The organism is Sunxiuqinia elliptica (assembly GCF_900113005.1).
GTDB lineage: Bacteria > Bacteroidota > Bacteroidia > Bacteroidales > Prolixibacteraceae > Sunxiuqinia > Sunxiuqinia elliptica.
In genome coordinates this window covers 164,694-187,443 of the sequence record NZ_FONW01000010.1, presented here as the reverse complement: position 1 = coordinate 187,443, position 22,750 = coordinate 164,694, and the positions used below count along the sequence as shown (strand labels likewise).

At 36.3% G+C, this 22,750-nt stretch carries 20 protein-coding genes, 1 tRNA gene and 1 pseudogene; 10 read left to right on the top strand and 12 right to left on the bottom strand.

Annotated elements, in window-relative coordinates:
* The first annotated feature begins 232 nt into the window (after nt 1-232).
* From BM156_RS16525 to BM156_RS16505, 5 genes are all read left to right on the top strand, one after another.
* On the top strand, nt 233-1,174 hold the full coding sequence (locus BM156_RS16525; RefSeq protein WP_093921004.1) for a hypothetical protein: 942 nt from the start codon (nt 233-235) through the stop codon (nt 1,172-1,174).
* 219 nt (nt 1,175-1,393) lie between these two features.
* Nucleotides 1,394-1,786 carry a hypothetical protein gene (locus tag BM156_RS16520; protein WP_093921003.1) on the top strand — a complete coding sequence of 131 codons (393 nt, stop codon included), beginning with the start codon at nt 1,394-1,396 and terminating at the stop codon, nt 1,784-1,786.
* Between the two features lie 10 nt (nt 1,787-1,796).
* On the top strand, nt 1,797-2,189 hold the full coding sequence (locus tag BM156_RS16515; protein ID WP_093921002.1) for a hypothetical protein: 393 nt from the start codon (nt 1,797-1,799) through the stop codon (nt 2,187-2,189).
* Nucleotides 2,190-3,212: a radical SAM protein gene (locus BM156_RS16510; protein ID WP_093921001.1), complete on the top strand. Its 1,023-nt coding sequence runs from the start codon at nt 2,190-2,192 to the stop codon at nt 3,210-3,212. It abuts the gene before it with no gap.
* 1 nt (nt 3,213) lies between these two features.
* Nucleotides 3,214-7,344, top strand: coding sequence for an NACHT domain-containing protein (locus BM156_RS16505; RefSeq protein ID WP_093921000.1), 4,131 nt, complete (start codon nt 3,214-3,216; stop codon nt 7,342-7,344).
* Nucleotides 7,345-7,537: 193 nt separating this feature from the next.
* On the opposite strand, the gene BM156_RS20840 is transcribed toward BM156_RS16505, so the two are convergent.
* Both BM156_RS20840 and BM156_RS20835 read right to left on the bottom strand, forming a co-directional pair.
* The gene (locus tag BM156_RS20840; RefSeq protein WP_399165461.1) at nt 7,538-7,810 is read right to left on the bottom strand and encodes a hypothetical protein; all 273 of its coding nucleotides are present in this window, start codon (nt 7,808-7,810) and stop codon (nt 7,538-7,540) included.
* A complete protein-coding gene (locus BM156_RS20835; protein WP_244525755.1) occupies nt 7,729-7,911 on the bottom strand; it encodes a hypothetical protein in 183 nt (60 codons plus the stop codon). Before BM156_RS20835 ends, BM156_RS20840 begins: the two co-directional genes overlap by 82 nt.
* A 1,088-nt stretch (nt 7,912-8,999) precedes the next feature.
* On the opposite strand from BM156_RS20835, the gene BM156_RS16495 reads away from it, so the two are divergent.
* The 3 genes from BM156_RS16495 (at nt 9,000) to BM156_RS16485 (ending at nt 11,288) form a co-directional block, all read left to right on the top strand.
* On the top strand, nt 9,000-10,151 hold the full coding sequence (locus BM156_RS16495; RefSeq protein WP_139218316.1) for an alpha/beta hydrolase-fold protein: 1,152 nt from the start codon (nt 9,000-9,002) through the stop codon (nt 10,149-10,151).
* Nucleotides 10,152-10,219: 68 nt separating this feature from the next.
* Nucleotides 10,220-10,759, top strand: coding sequence for a GNAT family N-acetyltransferase (locus BM156_RS16490; RefSeq protein ID WP_093920998.1), 540 nt, complete (start codon nt 10,220-10,222; stop codon nt 10,757-10,759).
* Between the two features lie 211 nt (nt 10,760-10,970).
* Nucleotides 10,971-11,288 (top strand): HU family DNA-binding protein, encoded by a 318-nt coding sequence (locus BM156_RS16485; protein WP_262987311.1) that lies wholly within the window; start codon nt 10,971-10,973, stop codon nt 11,286-11,288.
* Between the two features lie 55 nt (nt 11,289-11,343).
* Here the strand turns inward: BM156_RS16485 and BM156_RS16480 are convergent, their stop codons facing one another.
* Complete coding sequence (locus BM156_RS16480) at nt 11,344-12,993, bottom strand: hypothetical protein (RefSeq protein WP_093920997.1); 1,650 nt, start codon at nt 12,991-12,993, stop codon at nt 11,344-11,346.
* 271 nt (nt 12,994-13,264) lie between these two features.
* On the opposite strand from BM156_RS16480, the gene BM156_RS16475 reads away from it, so the two are divergent.
* Together BM156_RS16475 and BM156_RS20950 are read left to right on the top strand one after the other, a co-directional pair.
* Entirely contained in the window at nt 13,265-13,687 is a 423-nt protein-coding gene (locus BM156_RS16475; RefSeq protein WP_093920996.1) for a helix-turn-helix domain-containing protein, read from the top strand.
* A gap of 366 nt (nt 13,688-14,053) precedes the next feature.
* Nucleotides 14,054-14,146: pseudogene (locus BM156_RS20950) on the top strand (hypothetical protein); the annotation flags it as partial.
* A gap of 28 nt (nt 14,147-14,174) precedes the next feature.
* Here the strand turns inward: BM156_RS20950 and BM156_RS16470 are convergent.
* The 9 genes from BM156_RS16470 to BM156_RS20710 all read right to left on the bottom strand — a co-directional run bounded on the left by BM156_RS16470 (nt 14,175) and on the right by BM156_RS20710 (nt 22,439).
* Nucleotides 14,175-14,624, bottom strand: coding sequence for a helix-turn-helix domain-containing protein (locus BM156_RS16470; RefSeq protein ID WP_093920995.1), 450 nt, complete (start codon nt 14,622-14,624; stop codon nt 14,175-14,177).
* 10 nt (nt 14,625-14,634) lie between these two features.
* The gene (locus tag BM156_RS16465; protein WP_093920994.1) at nt 14,635-14,967 is read right to left on the bottom strand and encodes a type II toxin-antitoxin system HigB family toxin; all 333 of its coding nucleotides are present in this window, start codon (nt 14,965-14,967) and stop codon (nt 14,635-14,637) included.
* Between the two features lie 58 nt (nt 14,968-15,025).
* Nucleotides 15,026-16,249, bottom strand: a complete 1,224-nt coding sequence (locus tag BM156_RS16460) for a site-specific integrase (protein WP_093920993.1) — start codon at nt 16,247-16,249, stop codon at nt 15,026-15,028.
* A 295-nt stretch (nt 16,250-16,544) separates the two neighbouring features.
* Nucleotides 16,545-16,631, bottom strand: a tRNA-Leu gene (locus BM156_RS16450).
* A gap of 86 nt (nt 16,632-16,717) precedes the next feature.
* Nucleotides 16,718-17,056, bottom strand: coding sequence for a hypothetical protein (locus BM156_RS16445; protein WP_093920991.1), 339 nt, complete (start codon nt 17,054-17,056; stop codon nt 16,718-16,720).
* A 256-nt stretch (nt 17,057-17,312) separates the two neighbouring features.
* Nucleotides 17,313-17,897 (bottom strand): PhnA domain-containing protein, encoded by a 585-nt coding sequence (locus tag BM156_RS16440; protein WP_093920990.1) that lies wholly within the window; start codon nt 17,895-17,897, stop codon nt 17,313-17,315.
* A 122-nt stretch (nt 17,898-18,019) separates the two neighbouring features.
* A complete protein-coding gene (locus BM156_RS16435) occupies nt 18,020-18,505 on the bottom strand; it encodes a leucine-rich repeat domain-containing protein (protein WP_093920989.1) in 486 nt (161 codons plus the stop codon).
* Nucleotides 18,506-18,645: 140 nt separating this feature from the next.
* Complete coding sequence (locus BM156_RS16430) at nt 18,646-21,897, bottom strand: S41 family peptidase (RefSeq protein WP_093920988.1); 3,252 nt, start codon at nt 21,895-21,897, stop codon at nt 18,646-18,648.
* Nucleotides 21,898-22,277: 380 nt separating this feature from the next.
* On the bottom strand, nt 22,278-22,439 hold the full coding sequence (locus BM156_RS20710; protein WP_170846990.1) for a hypothetical protein: 162 nt from the start codon (nt 22,437-22,439) through the stop codon (nt 22,278-22,280).
* Nucleotides 22,440-22,750 lie beyond the last annotated feature (311 nt).

Sequence of the window (22,750 nt, the reverse complement as noted above, 5' to 3'; positions counted from 1 at the left end):
TAGATTTGTATAACAAGAGCCGGATGACGGGAGACTGTCAAGTCCGGTTCTGTGAGAGGCTTAGGGTGAAACTCCCTTTGCCTACTCGACCAAGTAACCGTTGTGGCACATTAATCGGAGGTGGGAAACGTAATAAAGGATGTGATTTGTAAACTGATATTTTCTACAAATTACACTTAATAAAAATGGTTTGTGATATTTATACTGAAGTAGTAATTATAAATACTTAAAAATGAAAAAAGTCTTTTTTTATACAATCCTTATTCTTTTTTTAATTATAACCTTAACTACTTTATCAGGAATTGTAGGAATAATTCCGCAGATAAATGATAAATATTTAGATAAATTATTTTACTCTTTAATAATCTCTTTGGTTTCTGCAGTAATATTTTTATTTAAAAAGACAGATTTCTTTACTGATAATAAAACTGCGATTAGGAAAAGAGAATATAAAGCCTTTGGGTATGAATACCTAGATTATACGCTAGAGGATACTCTCTATCTGGATGGTACAAGCATAAGTGTAGCTGATGTGAAAATTAAATGTATAGTCGGAGAAGTAAAATCTCAATCACACCTAGTATCAACTTACTGTGACCATTCGATTGAAGATGTTGAAATTATATTTTCAGCAAATTCAAATGACTCCATTAGAAAAATTAATTACGAAATGGAAAAATCTGAAAAGAATATTGTTTCAGTTAAAGTAAATTTCTCTCCTTCATTAAAGAAAGGAGAAATTGCAGAATATAAAATCACAACAAAATCAAAAGGGTTATACAAACTATACTTTGAAGATGTTGTAGATGGCATAAAGGATGGGACACATTTTTGCAATATACCTATGGAGTGTCATGGTTTAATTACTAAAACCCCAATATCAAATCTTGTTGTTAAAATGAATTTGCCAAGAAAGTATCAAATTACGGATTGTGAGTATTTTGATGTTTTTCCAGGTACTTCGTATGAGCGTTCTGAAAGTGAGTATAATTATATTAAAGAAAATGATTCCTTCAAATTTATAAATAACAGTAATGACTACGTTTCTTTGGTATTAAATGTTAGTAGACCTGTTGTGGGAATGACTTATGTTGTTAAATGGACTCCACCTAAAAAAAATAATAACGTGCCACAACACGCGGTAAAAAACATTGCGCAGGAAGTGCTAATTTGAATAATATTTCATTTAATAAATGGTTCAGCGACCTGATACCTAAACGCTTCTAAAAGCGCAACGATTTCTTACCACCAGCCGTTGGCGTTCATTGTAAAAAAAAAGACAGCCAATGCACATTTGGCACATTTGCAAGTCCAAACCCACAAGCTGATATTTCAACTTGCAAAAGAGCCAAATTTTTGCCGACGCTCATAGACGAAATAGAAATTTGATATTATGAAAATTCGAACAGATTTTGTGACTAATAGTAGTTCTGTAAGTTTCATTGTTACAATGAACTTAAGCATGCTAGATAGATTCTTGCATACTTTTGAAGAAAAATTTGACACAGGAAAAAAAAGAGCAGTTAAAATACTGAAAGAAGAACTAGTAGAAAATGGCACAAGGGTAATGTTAGAAGGAGTAGAGATATATACTAAACACTTTAAGTTCGATGATGGTGGAGATTGCATGTTTGCAGATTCATACGATAAGCCTTACGAAGAAATAGACTTTTCTGCTTTTGAAGAAAAAGATATATGGGCATTAATCTTTGGTGAATTTATTGCGAGAAATAGGATAAGTGAAGTAGAAGGTTTTGGCGTTACAAAAGTTGATACCTCATTATAAATTTAATATTATGAAAATACGAACTGACTTTGTAACTAATAGTAGCTCTGTAAGTTTCATCATTACTATGCATAAAAAGATTGTTGAAGTCTTTGAAAGATGGTATGGAGAATCAACTGCAATTGAGTATAAAACGATAAGAGATGCACTTAAAAACTATATGCTTGATAAGGGAACAAGAACTTTTCTTGAAGCAGAGGAAATATATGTTAAGAAAATACAATTCAACGATGATGATGGAGTTACAATAGATAAAGAGCTATTAAAACAGGAAAATAAAGAACTTGATTTTAGCAATATAGAAGAAGATGAGCTATGGAATTACATTCGAGGAGAATATATATTAAACGGAAAATTAAGTGAAATTAGGGGATTTGGTGTTACTCAGGTTGATCAGTATTAAATGAAAATTAGGAGACATATAGGTGAGTATAATTTCATTGCTGATCAAGAATCAGGAATGACTTTTCGGTGGGGTAAAACTCTAAAAGATAACCCAAACTTTGCCCCCGTACCTGAACTTGTTGATATTTCAATTTCCAATCATTGTAGTAAGGGATGTGATTATTGTTATCGAGATAGTAAGCCGAATCATTCTTTTATGTCACTAAATGACTACAAGTTTGTGTTGTCAAACCTTAATCATCAGAGATATGGAAATGTCTTTCAAGTTGCATTAGGAGGTGGTGAACCTTTAGAACATCCAGATATACTTGAAATACTTGATATTACAAAGCAGTTCAATATCGTTCCAAATTTCACAACGAATGGTGAAAATATTACTCAATCAATAGTTAATAATATAAAGGGAAAAGTTGGTGCAGTTGCTGTTTCATTCAATGACATGAAAGATATTGGCAATTCAAAAATTGAGCTTTTAGTAAAGGGAAGTATTCGGACAAATATTCACTATGTATTAGATAGGAATAATATTAAACAAGCTATTCAGATATTAAAAGGAGACTTTAACAAGGAACTAAAAGGAATCAATGCAATAATATTTCTAACATTTAAACCTTCTGGTAGAGCAAGCTCTGAAAATGTTTTAGTAAACAACTCTGAATTAAAAGATTTCCTTAAACTTATCGACAATAATAAAGCTTGTTGTAACATCGGATTTGATGCATGTTTTGTTCCAATGTTAATGAGATTCACAAAGACAAATATTGACTTTATAGATTCATGTGAAGTAGGATATTTTTCTGTATATATTGACGAAAATCTCATGGTTTCACCATGTTCTTTTTCAAATAATAGGGATAGTTATAGTCTTAAGGAATTTGACTTTTATGATATTTGGCTTAATAAGTTTAACAATTTCAGAACTCGTGTGATAAACACTTGCAATCAGGATTGTAATGCTAAAATTAATTGTAAAGGGAGTTGTCCTTATTTCCCTGAAATAACAACCTGTTTTAAGAATTAATATGAAGAGTATATCTTGGCATCAATTAGAACAAAATAGTTCATCTAAAGAATTAAGTTTTGAATCATTTTGCTTTCAAATAGCAACAAAAAAATATAAGGATTACGGAACATTTGAATCATTTTATAATACTCCAGGTTCTGAATTCTATTTGGAATTGTCTAAAGATTGTAATGAATTAAATGCAAAGGCAGGTGATATAATCGGATGGCAAGCTAAATTTTGGTTGAATAAAAAGGATGACGATAATTCTCCACTGGATGTAACACATAGGAACGAACTAGTTCAAGGACTAAAAAAGTCATTGGAGTATAAGAATAATCTTACTCATTGGATTATCTGCACACCAGGGAAATTTTCTAACACAAAAACTAAAGCTGGAAAACCATGGGATTTATTAGTAAAAGAATGTAATCAAATAAAAAAAAGCGTAAATCTATCGCATTGGCATAAAGACATATTTGAAGCAATTTTTCATTCTAATCCTGAAGGATTTAGTTCGATCTTTAACTTGTATTTTAACACAAAGCTTATTGGCAAAGAATTTCTAAACAGTTTGACAAGAGCTAATCTAAGACAGTTGGAAAGGAAGTTTGATGTTGATTTACATATAAAAGAAGATGGAGAATTAAACCTTCTTAATTCAATTTATCCTGATAAAGCCAGAGCTGACGTTAACATATATATTAAACTTCTTGATGATGTTATTGATGATATTAATCGTGATTATAGGATAAAGACAGATCAATTTAATGATTTAACTAGTGAATTTGTCAAATTAACAAGAGATTTCTACTCGAAACATATCGAGATACTCAATGAAATTAATTCTATCTATAAAGAAACGATTGACATCTATGTTTTTGCTAAGAAAAGTAAAACAGCAATAGATAATTTTATTCAAAATAGTGAAATAGAAAGAGATCAACTAAATAAACATTTAAAAGAAATCTTCAAGAAATCAGATAATAACGATATAAACTATCAGGACGTTGATTGGCTAGAGTTTATGATTCAAAATGTCAATAATATTTCTGATTTATTAATTGGGAGAAGAAAGGATAATTCACTATTAAAAATCATATTAAGAATTCTATCTAATGATGTTCATGTATTTGGAGCAGCTGGGTACGGTAAGACTCATTTTGCTTGTTCAATCAGTTATAACCTTTTAAAAAATGAGTATCCTGCCTTACTACTATTAGGTAGTTCATTCCGCAACTCTGTGACCCCAAAAGAAAGAATAATTCAATTACTTGACTTAGACGGTTCATATTCCTTTAAAGATTTCCTTGGAGCTATAGATATTTTGGGAGAAATATATAAATGTAAAGTTCCTATAATAATTGATGGTCTAAATGAAAGCTATCCTTCTGCAGGTGAAATCTGGCATAGTGAATTATATTCAATTATTAATGACGTAAGAAAGTATTCGAACATTCTCTTAATCACAACTTGTAGAGAAAAAAGAGATTATATTCAGCAAATCTTTAACAAAGAATCTTATAAAGAAGTTGATAATTTTGTCTATTTAAAGGGTTTCACGGATAAGAATATTAATAGCGCCGTAGAAAAGTATTTTGAAAAATACTCAATTAAACCGAGTTCAAAGCCTTATGATATTACTTTGTTTGAAAATCCGTTAAGGTTAAAGATATTTTGTGAAGTAAATAAAGACAGGAGTAATTTAGATATAAACCTTTATTCTATTATTGAGAGCATAGAAAGCTATATTCTAAATTTGATTAAAAAAATATCAACAAAAGAACATGCTGTCAATGCAATACGAAAATCAAAATTAGAAAAAGGACTGCAAGAAATTGGTGAAATACTTTGGAATAATAATAAAAGGGAAATTCAATTCTCAGATTTTTATCCTCTTTTTGAAGAAGAACTATCTTTTAACCTGATTGATGAAGGACTTTGTTTTCAACGTGATATAAACAATGAAGATGAACTGATTCAATTTACTTATGATTTAGTTGGAGGATATCAAATCGCAAAATCTGTTTTTTTCAAAAATAAGTCCATCCCATTAATAATTGAGCAATTACAATCGGCAGAGACAAAAGAGAAACTATTTTGTGATGACAAAACAAAGCGCCATCCTCTACATGAAGATATTTTGAAATCGATCTCTTATCTTCTTCCATTAAAAACAAGAAAGCAGATTTATGAAGTGCTACCTGAAGAATCAATTCTTTTAGAAAGCATAGGTAATATTGAATTGCTTACATCTAATGAAAATGATAAAATTAAGTTTGTAAAATTTCTAGACAGCTTAAGTTTAAGTTCTGAATTAGTTAACAGCTTATTTCAGAGACTATATGATGATATTGCTCAACGAAATACGTTCAATTCGTTTGATATTATCACAACAGTTTTCTTGAAACTTAGTCCGTATGAGATAGACATGTTTTGGAATGAGCTAATAAGAAAGGATTCTTATAAGTTGCAATCAATATTAAAATCGATAATAAAGAACAGTCAAAATACAAGATACTCCAAAGATAATGTTTTACTATTCGTACTACTTCTAACCGGAAGTACAGATAAGAAATTAAGAAATGAAGCTACAAAAGTCTTAATGCATTTGGGTGTGATATATCCAAATTGCATTTTGAGACTCGCCCAAACCTTTATTCTTGCAAACGACATCTTTATTCTTGAATCACTTATTTGCGCTTTAACAGGAGTGGTTTTAAGACTAAAAGAAAAACACTTTACTAAAAATGTGGTAAACTTCCTTCAAAGGGATTTTCTTGTAAAAAACAGCACAAATCATATTGCTATCTTGGATTATTTACAAACAATATTTGAATTTGGCTTTTCATATTATGGGATTGAGTACGATAAAAATATTATCAATAGGAATAAAGATGAAGTATGGGTTCTTAACAAAGAACTAATTCGCAAAGATAAAGGAGACGACTTTTTTTGGTCTTATGAAATGATGGATTATGATTTCATAAAATTCCAAATTGTCTCACTTTCAGAACATTCATATGGCAGCATAAGTAAATATTCAAGAGCTGAAATCATTAGTTTTATATCTGAGAGAATTAAGCAGAATGGCTATGATAAGGATTTGTACAATCCATTAGAAGAGAAAATAGCTGAAGACAATAAGTACCGCAGAGAAGAAGCCTCTGAACAAGTAATAAAATATGGTGAAAAATACCTTTATTATACATATTTAGAGCTAGCTGGTTTTCTCATGTTAAATAATCAAATCAAACCTGAATACAAAAACACGCTCCGCTTTTCCTACGTTTTCTTTGATCCAACATTTCCTGTTGTAAAGAATAGAACGCAAGTAATCAATGACTGCTTTTTGCCAGCTTTTAACGAAGATATTCAGAATTGGGTACTCAAAGATCCGTCACCACTACTACACAGATTATACATAACGATTCCATATTTTGAGAATTCTGAAATGGTGCTTATTTACGCCTCTTTAAATCAAAAGGATGATGATAGTAAAACATATATCACGGTTCATATAAATACATATCTATTTGAATCAAAGCTAAAAAAAGATATATCAGAAACATTTCAATCTAGTTATGTTCACGAATCAGATGGTTTTAGTCAAATTTTTGGGGGTGAAATACCTTGGAGAAGTCACGTTGAAAATGATGAAGAGATTGAAGATTTTGAGGACGAAGATGGATTTGAGTATGAAGGTGATGATGATTTTGATGATAATTTCGAAAGCCCAAATAAAACAAATAATCAAGCAGCAATTTTACTTAGCTCAGATTGTTATTACCCTTTAGTAAATAAATATTCCTGGTCTTCATGGACACGAGACAGATTTCAGAATCCAAGCTTTGTATTTTTAGATTCAATTATTGCGAACAAAATGGAGTTGGTTTTCAATGTTGACGAATTATCACATATTAATAAGAATGGAAAGTTTATTACAAAGTACTACAAAACTGATAACTCAGAATTTCTTTTTATAGATCGCCAAGTTTTAGAGAAATACATGAGTGATAATAGTCTTGATTTAGTATGGAATAAATTCATTGCTAAATATGGTGAATTCGGTGTCTATCAAGACAATAAACTAGACCCTTCTTATAAAGACACTAAGTCAATTGATTTTTATTCAGATTACACCCCTTAGGTCATGCACATTAATCAAACGCACATATCATCCGCACATCCAAATTTGCTTAAAGAGCATGCACTCTATGCGCACAGGAAGATAGAAGCGAAAAACAACGAAACGCCAATCGAGTAGCCTGCCCCACTAGCAAACGCTAGCAGGGAGAGGCTCTCACACCACCGTACGTACGGGTCTCGTATACGGCGGTTCGCTAAGTCATCGGGAACAACAGTGATTTTGGTTTAACCTCGTTGTAGAGATCCAGCAAAGGAACGTAACCCCGCATTTTCAATCGGTCAACAGTAATTGTAGTACCAAGAATCGGACTTTGAGCAATACGACAACCACCCATTCTCGACCGGCTCCATTGATAAGCTTGTCCCTGTTCAACCTCCAAACGAATCAGGTTTTTCCTTTTCCGTTCCGGTTTTTTCCAGTGGTGCCAAATGCAATAACGGAGTCTGTTTCGTAACCAATCGTCCAGTTCAACGAGTTTGTTTTGGATGCTTGCCATACGGAAAGCATTAATCCAGCCCAGCCCCGTTTCAGTTCTCCCGGTTTCTCGATACGTTCATCAAAACTCATGGGAGTGGCTTTTGGGGTGGGTTTTTAGCTTTTGCTTCAATTTGTGGCAGCTCTTTTCCGAAACAACCAGTTGCTATTTGCTGCGTTCTCCTTTCCGGTAGGTTGGCGCAAAAACAAATCCTAAACAGGTAAAATGTACCGGTCGGCGAATGCCTCTTTTCTTCCAGTTGCTATTGCAACTTTAACTTCTTCTTAAGAAACTTAAAAATCTTGTTGCCTACCTTTCGTGCTGTAACTTTCGTTTTAACGTAAATGCTAAAATCATCGGCATAGCGGACAAAATGCAAACCCTGCTATTCCAATTCCCGGTCTAGTTCATGTAGCATGATGTTCGATAATATCGGACTTATAGGGCCTCTCTGCGGCATGCCCTTCTGGCGCTTGACCAGCTTCCCGTCTATCTGTAGCGGGGATCGGAGTCATTTGTGAATAAGGCGTAGGGTTTCAATGACGGCTCGTTTCCAAAGCCTGCTATGGCCTCTGCTGACTCTCTGACGATCCACCATTTCGCTGACATCAAAGGCTCCCCAAGTAAGAGCATCTTTCCTACCTGTCGTCAGACTGGCTGTTCCTAATTCCTGCCTGGTCTACTATTTTGGCGCTCATCCCTTGCGGAATGTTTTGGACGTCACAATGATGTGCTTGCTTATCTGGCCTCATATAAGGTTCCTGTTCGTTAGTACCGGGAATTTATTTGCTCATTAATCAATCAGAAATAACCTTCACTGCTTACCTTACGGTAACCCAGCTTGCCTCTTGCAAATGCTTCCAAGCGTTACCTTGGCGCATAAGGGACTTCCCGTCCGACCGGAGTCAGCCTGGCGGGACACTTTCTGGAATAATCTCATGCTACACTTTTACTTTTAACAATAAAAATTTGTATTTTAAACATTTTTTCAGAGCTTACAATAAAGTGTACACATACTTGTGCTGAGCACACAAAAATTGCAATTTGAATTTCGGGGGGCTTGTGGAGTGTTGTTTCTACTCACAAATGTTCTTCAATTCCGATAGTTATCGGGACGCAGCGACAACTTGCACATGATCATTACCTAGCATTGAAAACCATTGCAAATTACTTTATTATTATGAGTAGATACTTTAGTACGCTATTTTTTCTTATATCAATATTATTGCAGAATAGTAATTCCGTAGGTCAAGTTCCATGCAATGAATTTATAATTACAGACACAATATCATCTAAGATATTAGATCAAGATAGAATTATTGATATCTATCTCCCAGCTAATTATTTTAATACAAATGACAGATGTGCTATTCAAATTATTATTGGGCATAAACAGAGAAGTAGTATGTATTATGCCTTGTCTAATTATTTAGGAGAACCATATCATGTGGAAAATGGTATTTTACATACAATTCCAGAAACAATTGTAATTGGTTTTAGGACTCTTAACGGTGGTCGGGAACTTCGTTATGAAGATGATTGGAAGGGTATCAGTAAATTCATATCGCAAGAATTAATCACTTATATAAGTAAAAAATATCGAACCAATGGATATAAAACTTTGATAGGACATTCAGTTGGTGGAGGGTTTGTGTTAAAATCTATGTTTAGCGGCTCAGTCGATTTCAATGCTTATTATTGTACAGCACCAACTGAGTCAAAATATTTGGTTGCATTAATAAAAGAGGGTTTTTCACAAAATGATATAATTCCTACAAGTAAGAAAAGATTGATTTTGGCTTGTGGTAAAAATGATAAAGAAATTCCATTTATAGAGAATAAAGAGTTAATTGATGAACTGTCGAAAATAAGTAATGAGAATTTTTCATTTAGAAATATTGAATTAGAAAATGCCGATCATCATTCAATATTTCCTTCGACGATAACCGATGCACTATTATTCATGTTTGAAGACTGGAGATTCGAGTTGACGGACTCACAAACAGATCATGCAACTGAGCTTTTAGTTGAACACTATAAAAATTTGTCAAATACTACTGGTATTTCAATAACTCCTCCTGAAAATGATTTCTACTTGCTGACTTATCTGCTTTTTACACGGAATAATACCAATGAAAAGATTTCAGTTTTAAAAAAGTGCAAAGAATACTATCCTAAAGCACTGATGGCAGATGCTTATTTAGCTCGCACATATTATATGATTGATGATTTTGAAAATGCCATGACCTTTAATAAAATTGCATTGCAATTAAATCCTGAAAATAAGTTTGCTATAGAGACACAAGATATGCTAAGGAAGAAGAGCGAGTAACACAAAACCCCTGTGTGTCCGGCAAAAAATCTCCTATTGTAACATATAAACAGATTAAAAATGAAACTATGAATTATAATTTTCCGAAAATAGAAACAGAACGGTTTAAATTAAGACAATTTACAGAAAATGATCTCGAAAACGTATACAACGGACTTTCTCACCCTGAAGTTATAGCGTATTATGGAATCAGCTTTGATAGTCTTGAAGCCACAAAAGAGCAGATTATTTGGTTTAGAAATTTGGAAGAAAATAAAACTGGAATCTGGTGGGCAATATGTTCAAAGGATGAAAAGGAGTTTTACGGGGCTGGTGGCCTAAATGATATAGAAAGAACTAACAAAAAAGCAGAAATTGGTTTTTGGCTTCTTCCTGATTTTTGGGGAAAAGGAATTATGAAGGAGGTCATGCCTCGAATATGTGAATATGGATTTGAAAAGCTAGGACTTCATAGAATTGAAGGTTTTGTTGATTCTGAAAACAAAAATTGTAAAAATGGACTAGCAAAACTTGATTTTAACTATGAAGGAAGAATGAAAGATTGTGAAATAAAAGATGGAAAATACCTAAGCCTTGATATTTACGCTATAATAGAAGAAGAAAAATAGAGCTTGGAAGTACGACTGTTGCAAGTCTTTTATAAGTTTATTAGGTGTAATAAGCTACCAGGAAGCTTTTTCATTTTGGATTGTTTTAAGAAAAGGTTCTCAATTTTGCATCATTCTCAATTATAGCTATTTGAGGCTAAGAATTGGCAATATTTTTATATATTCTCAACAATTGGCATTTTGGCTGAAAGCATTCAAAGGGCGTTAATTGGTGGAAAAACATTATTATTGCAGGCAAACAATTATTGATAATAAAATGAATAAACAAGAATTAGTAGCGGCTATGGCCGATAAGTCAGGTTTGAGTAAAGCTGATAATGAGAAATTTGTAAAAGCCTTTGAAGAAACGGCAAAAGAAGTATTAGGTAAAGGAGAGAGTATTCAGCTAATTGGATTTGGCACTCTGTCTGTTTCCGAACGTCCTGCAAGAACAGGTAGAAATCCGCAAACCGGAAAAGAAATGCAAATTGCTGCCAAAAATGTTGTGAAGTTTAAACCCGGAAAGGCGCTGGATGAAACGTTGAATTAATTTGAGGTGAATATAAAAAAGCGGGATTTTCCCGCTTTTACTTTTTTAAGGATGGTTACTCCTCTTGTGGAGCTGGGGTGTCAGAACGGAGAAGTACGTCTCTGATGCTCTCACCCTTCACGCTTTTACAAGCCGTCTCTAATTCCTCTAATAGCAGGTTTAAAATTTCATCCATGACCAGGAGCTTTTCCTCTGCTAAGCTTGAGATTCGATGATGAAACTTATTGGCTTTGTCTACTGTTTTGAAGAAGCTTTCTCCACAACATTTTTCAAATAGAAATTCCACTTTTTCAAGTCTTGCCTCAGCATAAACACACAGCTTCCAAAGGCTGTAAGCCGGTAAGTAATTTGGCAGGTAGCTTAGTTTTGCAAAAATGTATGTCCTAAACAGGCCTAATACCGATTGCCCAAACAAATTGCTGAGTCCTTCGGTGTTGTTTTCTGTTGCATTAGTTCTTAATACAAAATACTGTTTCGCCATTTTAATTGATGAACTGTAATAGTACTCCAGGTCAGGATAATTCGGAGTGTAGGGAATCTCCCAGTGAATGGATGGATGGTTGGGGTGGGATTGAAACTTCCGGTTAACAGGAAGCATGATTTTCTGAAAGAAAGCCTGGTGATAAAACAGGTTGGTCTGTATCCAGGTAAGACTGTGTCCTATAAGTACAACAGCATGCTGACCACCTGTCTTTGCTTTTACCGATTGCTGAACCCGGTTTAGAATTGCTGTACCCAGTCCCTCGCCAATAACTAACAGGAAGTAGGTCGTCGTACGGTCATGTTGGCTTTGATGAAACAAATATACCTCTTCAACCGGATGCATTTTCTGTAAAAGTGTTATTAGTCGGGCGAGCTCTTTACCCTCTGGAGAAAACTTAGGTTTAGAGACGATAGCTTGTAAATGACCACCGGATTTAATTTGTCTTTTGAGCGCAGAAAACCGGTCTGATACAAATTGGTACAGTTTGAACTCGGTCGCAGCAATGCTATCAAACAAATTCTCATTAAGCCGGACTTCATCTCCGTATTCTGCGGCTTCCTTTCCCCGCTCAAGTTCTGAAACCAGGTAATATTCGTTGCTGTTCTTTTTTACAAAGCCCTTTTCGATGGCCGGAATAAAATATGACAGGTACTTTATTCGCCGGTGTAGGTTGCTGGAATCAAAGGAGTGTCCTGCGTAAAGTGTCTCAAGGTAGCGGATGGTATGTTTAAAAGCCGACAGGTAGGTCAGGTGTGTGCCGGTAAGAGAACCCATCTGCTGAAAATGGGTTGCTTCAGAGAGCAGGAGCTCGCGGTCATGATAATAGCGCTCTGTGTATTTTTTGAACTTCTTTTTAACGGAATGCCATTCTGTATCCGGACAATCACCGGCTTGTGGACTTTGATAGATGATGGCTGATTTTTGGCAATAACAAGCTATAAAAGGATTACCAGCCCGGTATTCAAATGCCATTTTGCCGAGGGAAATAACATGAAGCAGAGGCTTGTTTTTATCCCCTTTGTTACGAATCCATTTTCTCGATTCAATCAACCGGGCATGCTTGCCTTCCAGCGGAATAATAAGAACATGTGCAGAGGACGTTTCTTGCCTTGGGTAATAAAAAATAAAGGCAATCGGAAATTCACGGGTTAGCTGTGTTAATTTCTCGCTTAATGCTCTGTCCTTCATTTCAGAAAAACCAGGTTCTATCGTTGCTTTCATCGATTGTGGATTTAGGGATTAGAATCCAAAATTCTGAAAGCCTTGAAGCATATTCAATTCAAAATGAGCATAAAATAGTCATACGAATCAAGCATCGAGCGATGAAAGAATACTCTAAACGTTCTCGTTTTCTAATAACCTATCGATTTAAAGCATAGAAATCGCCAACGCATTGAAGGGATATTTTATACCGCGGTGTTATCTCTGTCTGCTCTTTTCGTTAACCAAAATTGTTTTTATCTTTGAGTTGGTCAAAAAACAAAAAAGAACTATGGAAGCTAAAGTACATGAAGGTCGCAATGTGAAAAGGTTTCGTGAAATGCTGGGAATTAAACAGGATGCCCTAGCCTATGAATTGGGTGAAGGCTGGACCCAGAAGAAGATTTCGCTATTGGAGCAGAAGGAAACCATTGAACTTCCACTATTGCAACAGATCTCTAGTACTCTGAAAATACCGGTAGAAGCTTTTCAGAATTTTGACGAGGAAAAGGCTATCAATATCATTTCCAATACCGTCAATAACCATGATAATGCAAATGGGAATTCATTATTCAGTTATTATCCCACCTTTCATCCCATTGAGCAAATAGTGAAGCTTCACGAAGAAAAGATTGCCCTTTACGAACGCATGCTGAAAGAGAAAGAGGAGATGATGGAACGACTGGAGAAATTAATCCAGAAGAAATTAGGATGACGGGCAAGGTCCCAAAACCCTAAGTTCTCAAGCCCTACCACAAAACAACTACATTTCCGAAAGACGAGCCCCTCTGGGTTTTCAAAAGCTTCCGGCATAAAGCCATTCATTCCAAAATTGGGAAAGTTGATTTTTCCCGGCGCGCCATACCAATTCCAAAAAGACTTTACCTACATAAATTCCGGTAGAAGCTTTTTGAAGTCACACATTAAGACTTCCGCTAACAGGAGCGAAGGAGGTAAATAATTATAGACACCATGTATTCTTGTCGTAATTATTTACTAGATTTGCGACGAAAAACAATGAAATAATTGGCCGAAAATGCTGAAACACAGGTTTTAGTAAAAATAAAAAAGCGAGAGGGGGGCGCTATTTTTTGTAGAGGATTTTCTACGTTTTGGGAACTACAAAACCATCTTTAAAGCTCTGGAACGTCTTGTTGAGAAAGAAGAAAAGTAAAGCAGCTTCTCTTTCAATGAATTTCCGATTATATGGCTAATGAAGCCCCCAGATCCTTTTTAGTATTCATTAAGCTCGCATCACGAAATTGCCTGTTAATTTCATTTTTTAGTCTGTATGGACGGTTAAAAGCTTCCTGTGAAACCTGAAAATTCTCGGATAGTTTGCGAATCGTTTCTTTCGATAGACCTTTCTGGTAATTCAGAATCTTTGAAACTGTTCCTTTCGACAACCCAAGGAGTTTTGCCAATCCAACTGCTTTAAGGCTGTTCTCTTCCATTAATGACTTAATGAGTTGAACAGGATCCAGATCTTTAAAGGTACTGTGTTCCGAATCCCATTTCTCAATTAGAAGCGTCAACAACTCGATTTCATCATCAAGGGCAGGAGAAGCCTCTGAAATTAGATTCTCAAGGATATTACAATAGTTGTTGTACTGTTCTTCAGTTTTTATTACGGTATATTTTAAAGCTTCCATGTCTCTCTGATTAATAGATATCTACCGAATACTGTTCTTCATTATTACAGAGCTTGGTGTAGAAAGCATGCGTTCCAATCCATTTTACAAACAGATGTACTTTCTGCTTTCCAAAATAATACTGGCAGATTATCCGGTATTTGTTGCCACCAATATTAAAAACAACTCTGTTTGATCCTTTCCCCAATATATCGGCAGAATTAAGCGTTCTCACAATATCCTGGGGATTTTTCCAGTCAGCTCTTTTTACAATCGATAGCCAGATTTCAAATGCCTTTTTACTTTGGACATTATCACGTACATAGTTCTCGATTGATTGTACTTTTATTAAATGAACTTTCATGGTTCAACTTTACAAAGTTAGCAATAGTTTCACAAAAGGAAACTATTGTTGTGAATATTTAAATACGTGCTTTCTTATTCGACTCCAGTTTTATTTGGAGTTGTTTGATGTCGTCGGAAATCTTTTGATCCAGGATCTTAGCATAAATTTGAGTCGTTTTAAGATTGGTATGTCCGAGTATTTTAGATACAGTTTCTAGAGGAACACCGTTGCTCAAAGTAACAGTTGTTGCAAAGGTGTGTCTAGCCATATGCATGGTGAGTTCTTTATTGATTCCACAGATATCGGCTAGCTCTTTTAGGTAACTATTCATCTTCTGATTGGTAAGAACCGGTAATAACAAACCTTTTACCTGGTAATGAGGTGTATTTTGATATTTTTTCAAGATGATATTTGCTTCGGGAAGTACTGGTATTCTGCAACGATTATTCGTTTTAGTTCTATTAATAAATATCCAGTCATTTTCGTCTATCCCTTTGCGAAGATGATCTTTGTGTAGTTTCGCGATGTCGGAGTAGGAGAGACCCGTGTAACAAGCAAACACGAATATATCCCGGATGGTATCCAGACGTTGAACTTTAATCTCTTTATCCTGAATGGTGCTAAGTTCTGTTGCTGTCAAAAAGTCTCTATTTGTTTCGGCAAGAGGTATCTTGTATTTTTTGTAGGGATTCTTTTCAATTAGGTCCATTGACACAGCTAAATTAAGAACACGTCTTGTATGTTTATGATAGTTCCATGCAGTGTTCTGATGAACCTTATATTCCTTCTTGAGGTAGACATCAAAAGCTTCAAGAAATTTATAATCAACTTTCTCAACAGGGTAGTCCTTTCTCATGCTAAATTTCCTAACGAATTCACCAAGCCGTTTTCTTGATGACTTGTAATGCTTATAAGTTTCTTTTGAGTATCCTTTACCAAGTTTTTCGGACATATTCCTTAAGTAGTAGTCAAATACTTTTAGAATACCTTCGCTGTCATCGATGTTTCGTATCCTATTTTTAATGGTAATTACATCGAAATCTTCTCCTGAAGATTTAAGTAAATTGTAATGATCCTGAATCTCATTTTGAATTTTGCTCAATCTGTTATTTAGGATTTGGGCTCTTTCATTTCTTCCGTTGAAATGTTGTCCAGATTCATCCCATTTATCAGGATGACAATAAATACCTGTAGAAAGCTCAACGCGTTTGGAATCTAGCGTAAATCTTACATAAACAGGAATTTCTCCATTAATTTTCTGTCTTGCTTTTTTCACAATAAAGTTAATAGTCAATCTCATCTTTTTTCATTTTAAGGTTAAAGAAAAAATTGGTCTCGATTGTTGCTTAAAAATACCCTTTTAGGGGCTCGTTTTCAAGATCAAATCGAGTCAATTAATGTTAATTTAAATTCTGAAATAGAGAGACTTATGAGAACTGCCGAGACTATATCGAGAACAGATTTTCAAAAAATGTTTGTTCTCGGTAAAGTCTCGTTTAGAATGACTTTTTTTGTGCTTTTTTGATTCTCGTGGAAAACAAAAAAGCACTTAAAATATTGATTTTAAGTGCTTTTAGTTTTGTTTGGATTTCTCCTGGTGCCCAGTAAAGGACTCGAACCTTCACGTCCAAAAGGACACTAGTCCCTGAAACTAGCGCGTCTACCAATTCCGCCAACTGGGCATTTTAGCGATGTCGCTAAAACGTGAGTGCAAAACTATAAAAAAATTGAAAACAACAAGGTTGTTCGCTTGAAAATATTGCAGTGATTACAACTTTTTATAGGTGTTGGAATATTCACTATTGATCACAACGCCATTTTTGTCAACCTCAAAAATAAACTGTTCAATTTTGGTTACTGGAGGTGTTGTTATCGGATCAAGGCTTTTTTCTCCTTGGTTAATCACGGTACCAGGGAGTTTCGCTTCTTTGGTGAAGATAACTTTAGTATTGCCGTTGCGTTGAGGAATCTCGGTAACAGGGATTGATTTAAATGACTCTTTAACTTGTTCTATTGGTTCGCCGTTGAATTGTCTGCTAAGTTTCGATTGCATGCTACACGAGGCCAAAAATCCTGTCAGCAGAAGAATTAGGACTATTTGTTTCATTTTATATTAACTGAGTTTACAGCAAAGGTAGCTGTTTTTTGAAAGGGTGACTGTTAAAAAAGACTAAGATGAATGCTTGAACGTGAGGATGGAATTTTTTTGTTCCCCATTTAAACTTTTATGAAATCGCTTAGTCTAAGCCCTCATTGGATGAACTGATAAAGATAGTTTGAAGATAGGAGGACAAAAATTTTTTGGGAGAAGCTCGTTTTTTATTAGGAAGTGACTCGGTAAGTTCGGTCACTTCCTTTTTATTTTAGCTGTTTTTCTTTACAAATTTTGACAAAATGACAATTTGCTGACCGTTTACGCGTCCTTCAATTTGTTCGGGGTTGTCGTGTACCAGAGAAATACCTCTGACGGCAGTTCCTCTTTTTGCTGTGAAACTGGTTCCCTTTACATTCAGGTCTTTTATCAGCACAACAGTATCTCCGGCTTCTAAGGTTGCCCCGTTGCTGTCAATATGTTTTACGGCGCCTTCTTCTTCCGAGTCCGAAGTTTGCCCTTCTTTTGCCCATGCCAGAACATCTTCTTCCAGGTAAAGCATATCGAGTAGGTTTTGTGCCCATCCTTCATTACGAAGATGATTAAGCATTCTCCAAGCCATAACCTGAACTGCGGGGATTTGGCTCCACATGCTATCGTTCAGGCAGTGCCAGTGGTTTACCTCTATTGTTTCCGGGTTTTCTACTTGTCCAAGGCAATGTTGGCAAAGCAACACATTTTCATCAGCAGTTGCTCCTGTTTTTGGCGCTACAGGATAGGCTTTTAAATCAGTTGTTGATTGGCATAACTCACAGACTGATCCACTGCGGTTAAGCAATTCTTGTTCAAGACTCATTGTTGTAATTTGTATTGAATGTTGGTAATTATTTTATTCTGAATGGCCGCAAAGGTAAGTTAAATATTCAAAATCAAAGAAAATAGAGTTTTAGGAGGCTTGCAGACTTTGCTTATCTTTCTTTAAGGTGTTGAGTATTTGAAGTAATACAGGTGATCCATAGTTCTGATGCTAACTGGAATATCCTGGATTTTTGTGTCAACAACATCAACGAACATTAAATTGCGACAGCTGCTTAAGTTGGGGAGTTGAAATAGGGAAGAATTGCCACTTAAGTAAAGCTGTTCAAGTTTGGTGCATTGTCCGAGGGCCGAACTGATATCTTGTAGGTTATTGTTTCGTACCGATAAAACACGAAGGTTGCTCAATTGCCCAATCCAGTTTGGGAGTTGCGTAAGCTTGTTGTTATCCAGGATTAGAATTTCGATGGTGGCATCGTTGGCTGATATAGGAACTTTGTCCAGGTTCTGGTAACTCAGATCCAATATTCGTTGCCCCGAATTCATTTGCCCACGTCCTTCAAACCGTTTAATGGGACTGTTTTCTTGGGCGATTGCTCCATGAACAAGAAACAGGAGGCCTATGCAGAGAATGCTTAGTATTTTCATGATTGCTGTTTTAGACTCTCTGTAATGAGAGTCATTTACTGATGTAAACGGTTTTTTTCCTGTTTCGTTATTCGGCGAGCATTAATTTTTAGACAAAAAGAAAGGAGGCGTTTAAGGCCTCCTTTACAATTCGAATTTTTTTATTTTGACTTATCCGGTGCTCGCGGAACAGGTGGCAGCGGTTTGTATTCGGTTTTTACTTTCTGTTTGATCAGCTCAATGGCTTTTTGCAACTGAGCATCTTTGCCAAGGTATTCCTGGTGCGGATCGTTGTCTAAAACAATATCCGGATCTACACCATACCCTTCAATAATCCATTCGCTTTTATCGGCTGAGTAGGACGCAAACTCTGGTTTGTTTAATTGGCCTCCATCAATAAAAGGTAAAGAACCACTAATTCCGACAACACCTCCCCAACTGCGGGTACCAATCACTGTTCCCAGCTTGTAATGCTTGAATGCATAAGGGAAAAGATCGCCATCGGAGGCGGAGTAGCGGTCGATAAGCAGCACTTTGGGCCCAAGCACCATTTGGCTTGGAACAGGAGATGGATGCTTGTAATTACGACGGATGTTAGCTCGTTGGGCAACACGTTGTAGGCGCTCAATCAACATGGGTGAAACATTGCCGCCACCATTGCCTCGATCGTCAATAATCAAGCCTTTTTTATTGAGTTGCGGGTAGAACAAGCGTGAGAAATGATTTAGTCCATTTGCTCCCATATCAGGAACGTGGATGTAGCCAATTTCGCCATTCGTAGCTTCACTAACTTTACGAATGTTATTCTGAACCCAATTGTAGTAATAAAGGTCGGCTTCATCAGCAATTGGTTTGATGATAACGTTTCGAGCACCTGTTGCTGATGGTTGGCTGTTTATAGTCAACTCAACTTCTTTGTCTGCTTTATCAACAAGCAAAGAGTAAAGATCGGTGGTTGTCTTTGTTGAAATACCATTTACGGCAATGATGTAGTCACCAGCTTTGGCATGGACTCCAACTTCTTCCAGCGGTGATCGCAATTGGTTGCTCCAGTTGGCACCTTCAAGGATTTGCTCAATTTGATAATAGCCTGATGGATCAGTACTGATTTTAGCTCCCAAAAGGCCTGTTTTTATCCGTTTGGGCTCGGGACGATCGCCACTTTGTACGTAGGCGTGTCCAACATTTAACTCGCCAATTAATTCACCAATTAAGTAGGTTAAATCGTCGCGATGGCGGGCGTAAGGCACAAGCTTGGCATATTTGTCGTGCATGGCTTGCCAATCTACTCCGTGCATGTTCTCAACGTAGAAGAAGTCGCGCATTTGACGCCAGCTTTCATCATATATTTGTTTCCACTCTGCTTGATAATCAACCCAGGCTTTTAGGTTGGATACATCAATGGTTTCATCAAGTTTAACCTTCGAGCTTGGCAGATCAATAACAGCCCACTTCTTGCCTTGAACAACAATCATTTTTTTCTTGTTGGCCGCTAAGCCATAGTGGAAGTTCCCCAGTGTTGTTTCTTTCTTTTTATCCAGATCAAACAACTTGGTATTGCGTTCGCTGCCATAATCGTAATAATAAACCTTATTGTCGACGCAGGCTAAATTATAATAGTTTGATGCGGCAATGGGTAATGAAACGATGCGTTTGCTGATCCCATCCAAATCAACTTGAATCGCTTTATCTTCTTCTTTATCCTTTTGGGAGTCTGTTTTATCACCGTTTGAAGCCTCTTCATTGGCAATTTTTACCGTGTCGTTTTCAGGAGCAAAAGGAGAAGGGGTGTCTTTTGACAAGATCGCCATATAAATACGTGACATCTTGGTGTAAGCATGATTCCACTCCGTGCGACTGTATGTTGGATTGAAGTCACGATCTGATACAAAAAGTAGATATTTTCCATCAGTGGAGAAGGTAGGAGATCCTGAATCGTACCAATTGTCGGTTACATCGTGTAGTTTTTTGTCGGCAACATGGTACAGTACAATTTTTGAGAATTGGTTATCAGTGGTTAAGCTGAAGCTAATCCACTTGCTGTCGGGCGACCAGTTGTAAGCTCGAATAAGACCATATTCTGCTTGGTGGACAGTGGTGGTCTTTTTGCTATCAATATCGACATAACGCAAGCGTAATTTACGGTCTGACCACAGCAACTTTTTACTATCAGGAGACCACTCCAGGCTAAATTTATACGTGTCAGCCCCTTTAGTTAACTGGATTGGCTTTTCTTTGCCTTGCTGATCCTGAATATAAACTTCAAACTCACCGGATTGATCGGATAAATAAGCAATGTATTTTCCATCAGGAGACCAAACAGCACTTCGCTCATGCACGCCCGATGTTTGAGTCAGGTTATAGGTGATTCCTTTGTTAACCGGAGTGTTAAACAATTCGCCACGAGCTGAAAAGATGACGCGTTCTCCATTCGGAGAAACGTCACCATCTGTAATGTTTTTGGAGGCGTCTTTCCATTCGTTACGAGCATATACAAAGTCATTATTAATGAAAACAGGAACTTTCACTGGTTTTTTATCCTTGACATTCAGTTTGTAAATGTTTCCTCCGTTTTCAAAAACAATGTAGTCGTCTCCAATTGAGGGAAACTTGATGTCGTACTCCGTAAAGTTCGTTACCTTTTCAACCGCTTCAGTTTTGGTGTTGTACACAAACAAGTTCATGGTTCGGTCACGGTCCGACAAGAAGAAAATTTCTTCGCCCGCCCACATTGGGAAAAGGTCTTGAGCATCATTGTGCGTAAGCTGCTTGACTTGTTTGCTGTTAAAATCAAACATCCAGATATCATCGGCCATTCCACCTTTATAGTATTTCCAGGTCCGGAATTCGCGGAAAACCCGATTGAAAGCCAGTTGTTTACCGTCCGAAGAAAAACTACAAAAGCCACCTTCCGAAAGCGGAAGCTCAGTCGATAATCCTCCGTCTGCAGGAACCTGGAAAAGTTGTCCTTTGAAGGCATTGAAGCTTTGCTTGCGCGAACGATAAATAATGTTTTTACCATCCGGAGTCCAGCTCATCACAATATTGTTTGGCCCCATTCGGTCCGAAACCAAATCACGACTCAATGTTGCTGTGTAGGTTAGTCGTCGTGGAGAACCTCCTTCTGCAGGCATAACAAAAACTTCGGTGTTTCCATCGTACTGTCCTGTAAAGGCTAGTTGACTGCCATCAGGAGAAAACTTGGCAAACATTTCAAAACCAATATCATTGGTGAGTTTTCTTGCTGTTCCTCCATCAGATGGAACGGAGTATAGATCTCCAGCATAGGTAAATACAATCTGGTTGCCTGAAATGGCAGGGAAGCGTAAGAGTCTGGCTTCGGTTTCTTTGGCCGAAGTAAGATTTACTCCCAATAAAAAGGTAATGATAAATGAGAGATAAATTTTAAACATACTTTTTGGTTTTAATTTTCTGTAGAAATATGCAATGTTATTCAATAAATTAATTCGTATAAGTTTTTACAGCCGTTTGCTCCTTCGTGCTTTATCCTTTTGTGTACACTGGGCAATTTGTCTGAAGTCAGTGTATTAATTGGCGTCTGATAGTATGAAATCTAACGATCTATTATCAATAATATTCTATAGGTATCATTTCCTGGAATGAATTACAGGTAATGAATGATTTTCTGATACTTGGCTTTATAACAATTAAAGAAGCGTAAAAGTTATGCGAATCAAGGATCGATAAGACTCTTGATAAATTGGGATGCTCTTCCCTTATAGCCCTTGGTTCTGAAGGAAGAAAATGAGAGGCTGTCCAGAAAGTCTCTTTATCATTTTAAACCGTCATCGCGAGTAAAACAGCGGAACGAGTTGTCCCAGGAATGAGGCGATGCATCTTTAAGACGCAACCGACCACCTTTTACCTTCAAATGATCTGTCCGAAGCTGAAAGCTTGCATGTTTTTGGTGAACCGTTGCGTAATTTTCCTTCATCGTTGCATGTTTTAGATCCGTGCTTGACTCCTGGAGGTGCAAGCTTGGATCAAAAATATGCTCGCTTGAAGCTTTTACCTGCAAGCGAGCAGTTCCAAGTATCAAGCTTGGAGTTCGAATATGCAACCGAGGACCTTTGAAGTGGGGGGAGGGTACTTCCGAAGTACCCCCTTGGGGTGTTAAATAGACTTGACGTTTGAGCTTTGAAACTTAATTGAAGATTAAATTCTATTAGAATTGAGGATGGAAAGTGAAAACGAAGGTGGGAGGGTAAAAAAAAGGCTAATTTTGCATTGAAAACTAGAATTTAA

Bases quoted from the DNA above. Each gene is read 5' to 3' on its own strand.
- BM156_RS20710 (WP_170846990.1), bottom strand. From the start codon at position 22,439: ATGAAGGAAAATTACGCAACGGTTCACCAAAAACATGCAAGCTTTCAG.
- BM156_RS16465 (WP_093920994.1), bottom strand. From the start codon at position 14,967: ATGAAAGTTCATTTAATAAAAGTACAATCAATCGAGAACTATGTACGT.
- BM156_RS16480 (WP_093920997.1), bottom strand. From the start codon at position 12,993: ATGAAAGCAACGATAGAACCTGGTTTTTCTGAAATGAAGGACAGAGCA.
- BM156_RS16510 (WP_093921001.1), top strand. From the start codon at position 2,190: ATGAAAATTAGGAGACATATAGGTGAGTATAATTTCATTGCTGATCAA.
- BM156_RS16495 (WP_139218316.1), top strand. From the start codon at position 9,000: ATGAGTAGATACTTTAGTACGCTATTTTTTCTTATATCAATATTATTG.
- BM156_RS16505 (WP_093921000.1), top strand. From the start codon at position 3,214: ATGAAGAGTATATCTTGGCATCAATTAGAACAAAATAGTTCATCTAAA.
- BM156_RS16515 (WP_093921002.1), top strand. From the start codon at position 1,797: ATGAAAATACGAACTGACTTTGTAACTAATAGTAGCTCTGTAAGTTTC.
- BM156_RS16435 (WP_093920989.1), bottom strand. From the start codon at position 18,505: ATGAAAATACTAAGCATTCTCTGCATAGGCCTCCTGTTTCTTGTTCAT.
- BM156_RS16460 (WP_093920993.1), bottom strand. From the start codon at position 16,249: ATGAGATTGACTATTAACTTTATTGTGAAAAAAGCAAGACAGAAAATT.
- BM156_RS20835 (WP_244525755.1), bottom strand. From the start codon at position 7,911: ATGAGTTTTGATGAACGTATCGAGAAACCGGGAGAACTGAAACGGGGC.
- BM156_RS16440 (WP_093920990.1), bottom strand. From the start codon at position 17,897: ATGAGTCTTGAACAAGAATTGCTTAACCGCAGTGGATCAGTCTGTGAG.
- BM156_RS16470 (WP_093920995.1), bottom strand. From the start codon at position 14,624: ATGGAAGCTTTAAAATATACCGTAATAAAAACTGAAGAACAGTACAAC.
- BM156_RS16520 (WP_093921003.1), top strand. From the start codon at position 1,394: ATGAAAATTCGAACAGATTTTGTGACTAATAGTAGTTCTGTAAGTTTC.
- BM156_RS16525 (WP_093921004.1), top strand. From the start codon at position 233: ATGAAAAAAGTCTTTTTTTATACAATCCTTATTCTTTTTTTAATTATA.
- BM156_RS16490 (WP_093920998.1), top strand. From the start codon at position 10,220: ATGAATTATAATTTTCCGAAAATAGAAACAGAACGGTTTAAATTAAGA.
- BM156_RS16430 (WP_093920988.1), bottom strand. From the start codon at position 21,897: ATGTTTAAAATTTATCTCTCATTTATCATTACCTTTTTATTGGGAGTA.
- BM156_RS16445 (WP_093920991.1), bottom strand. From the start codon at position 17,056: ATGAAACAAATAGTCCTAATTCTTCTGCTGACAGGATTTTTGGCCTCG.
- BM156_RS16475 (WP_093920996.1), top strand. From the start codon at position 13,265: ATGGAAGCTAAAGTACATGAAGGTCGCAATGTGAAAAGGTTTCGTGAA.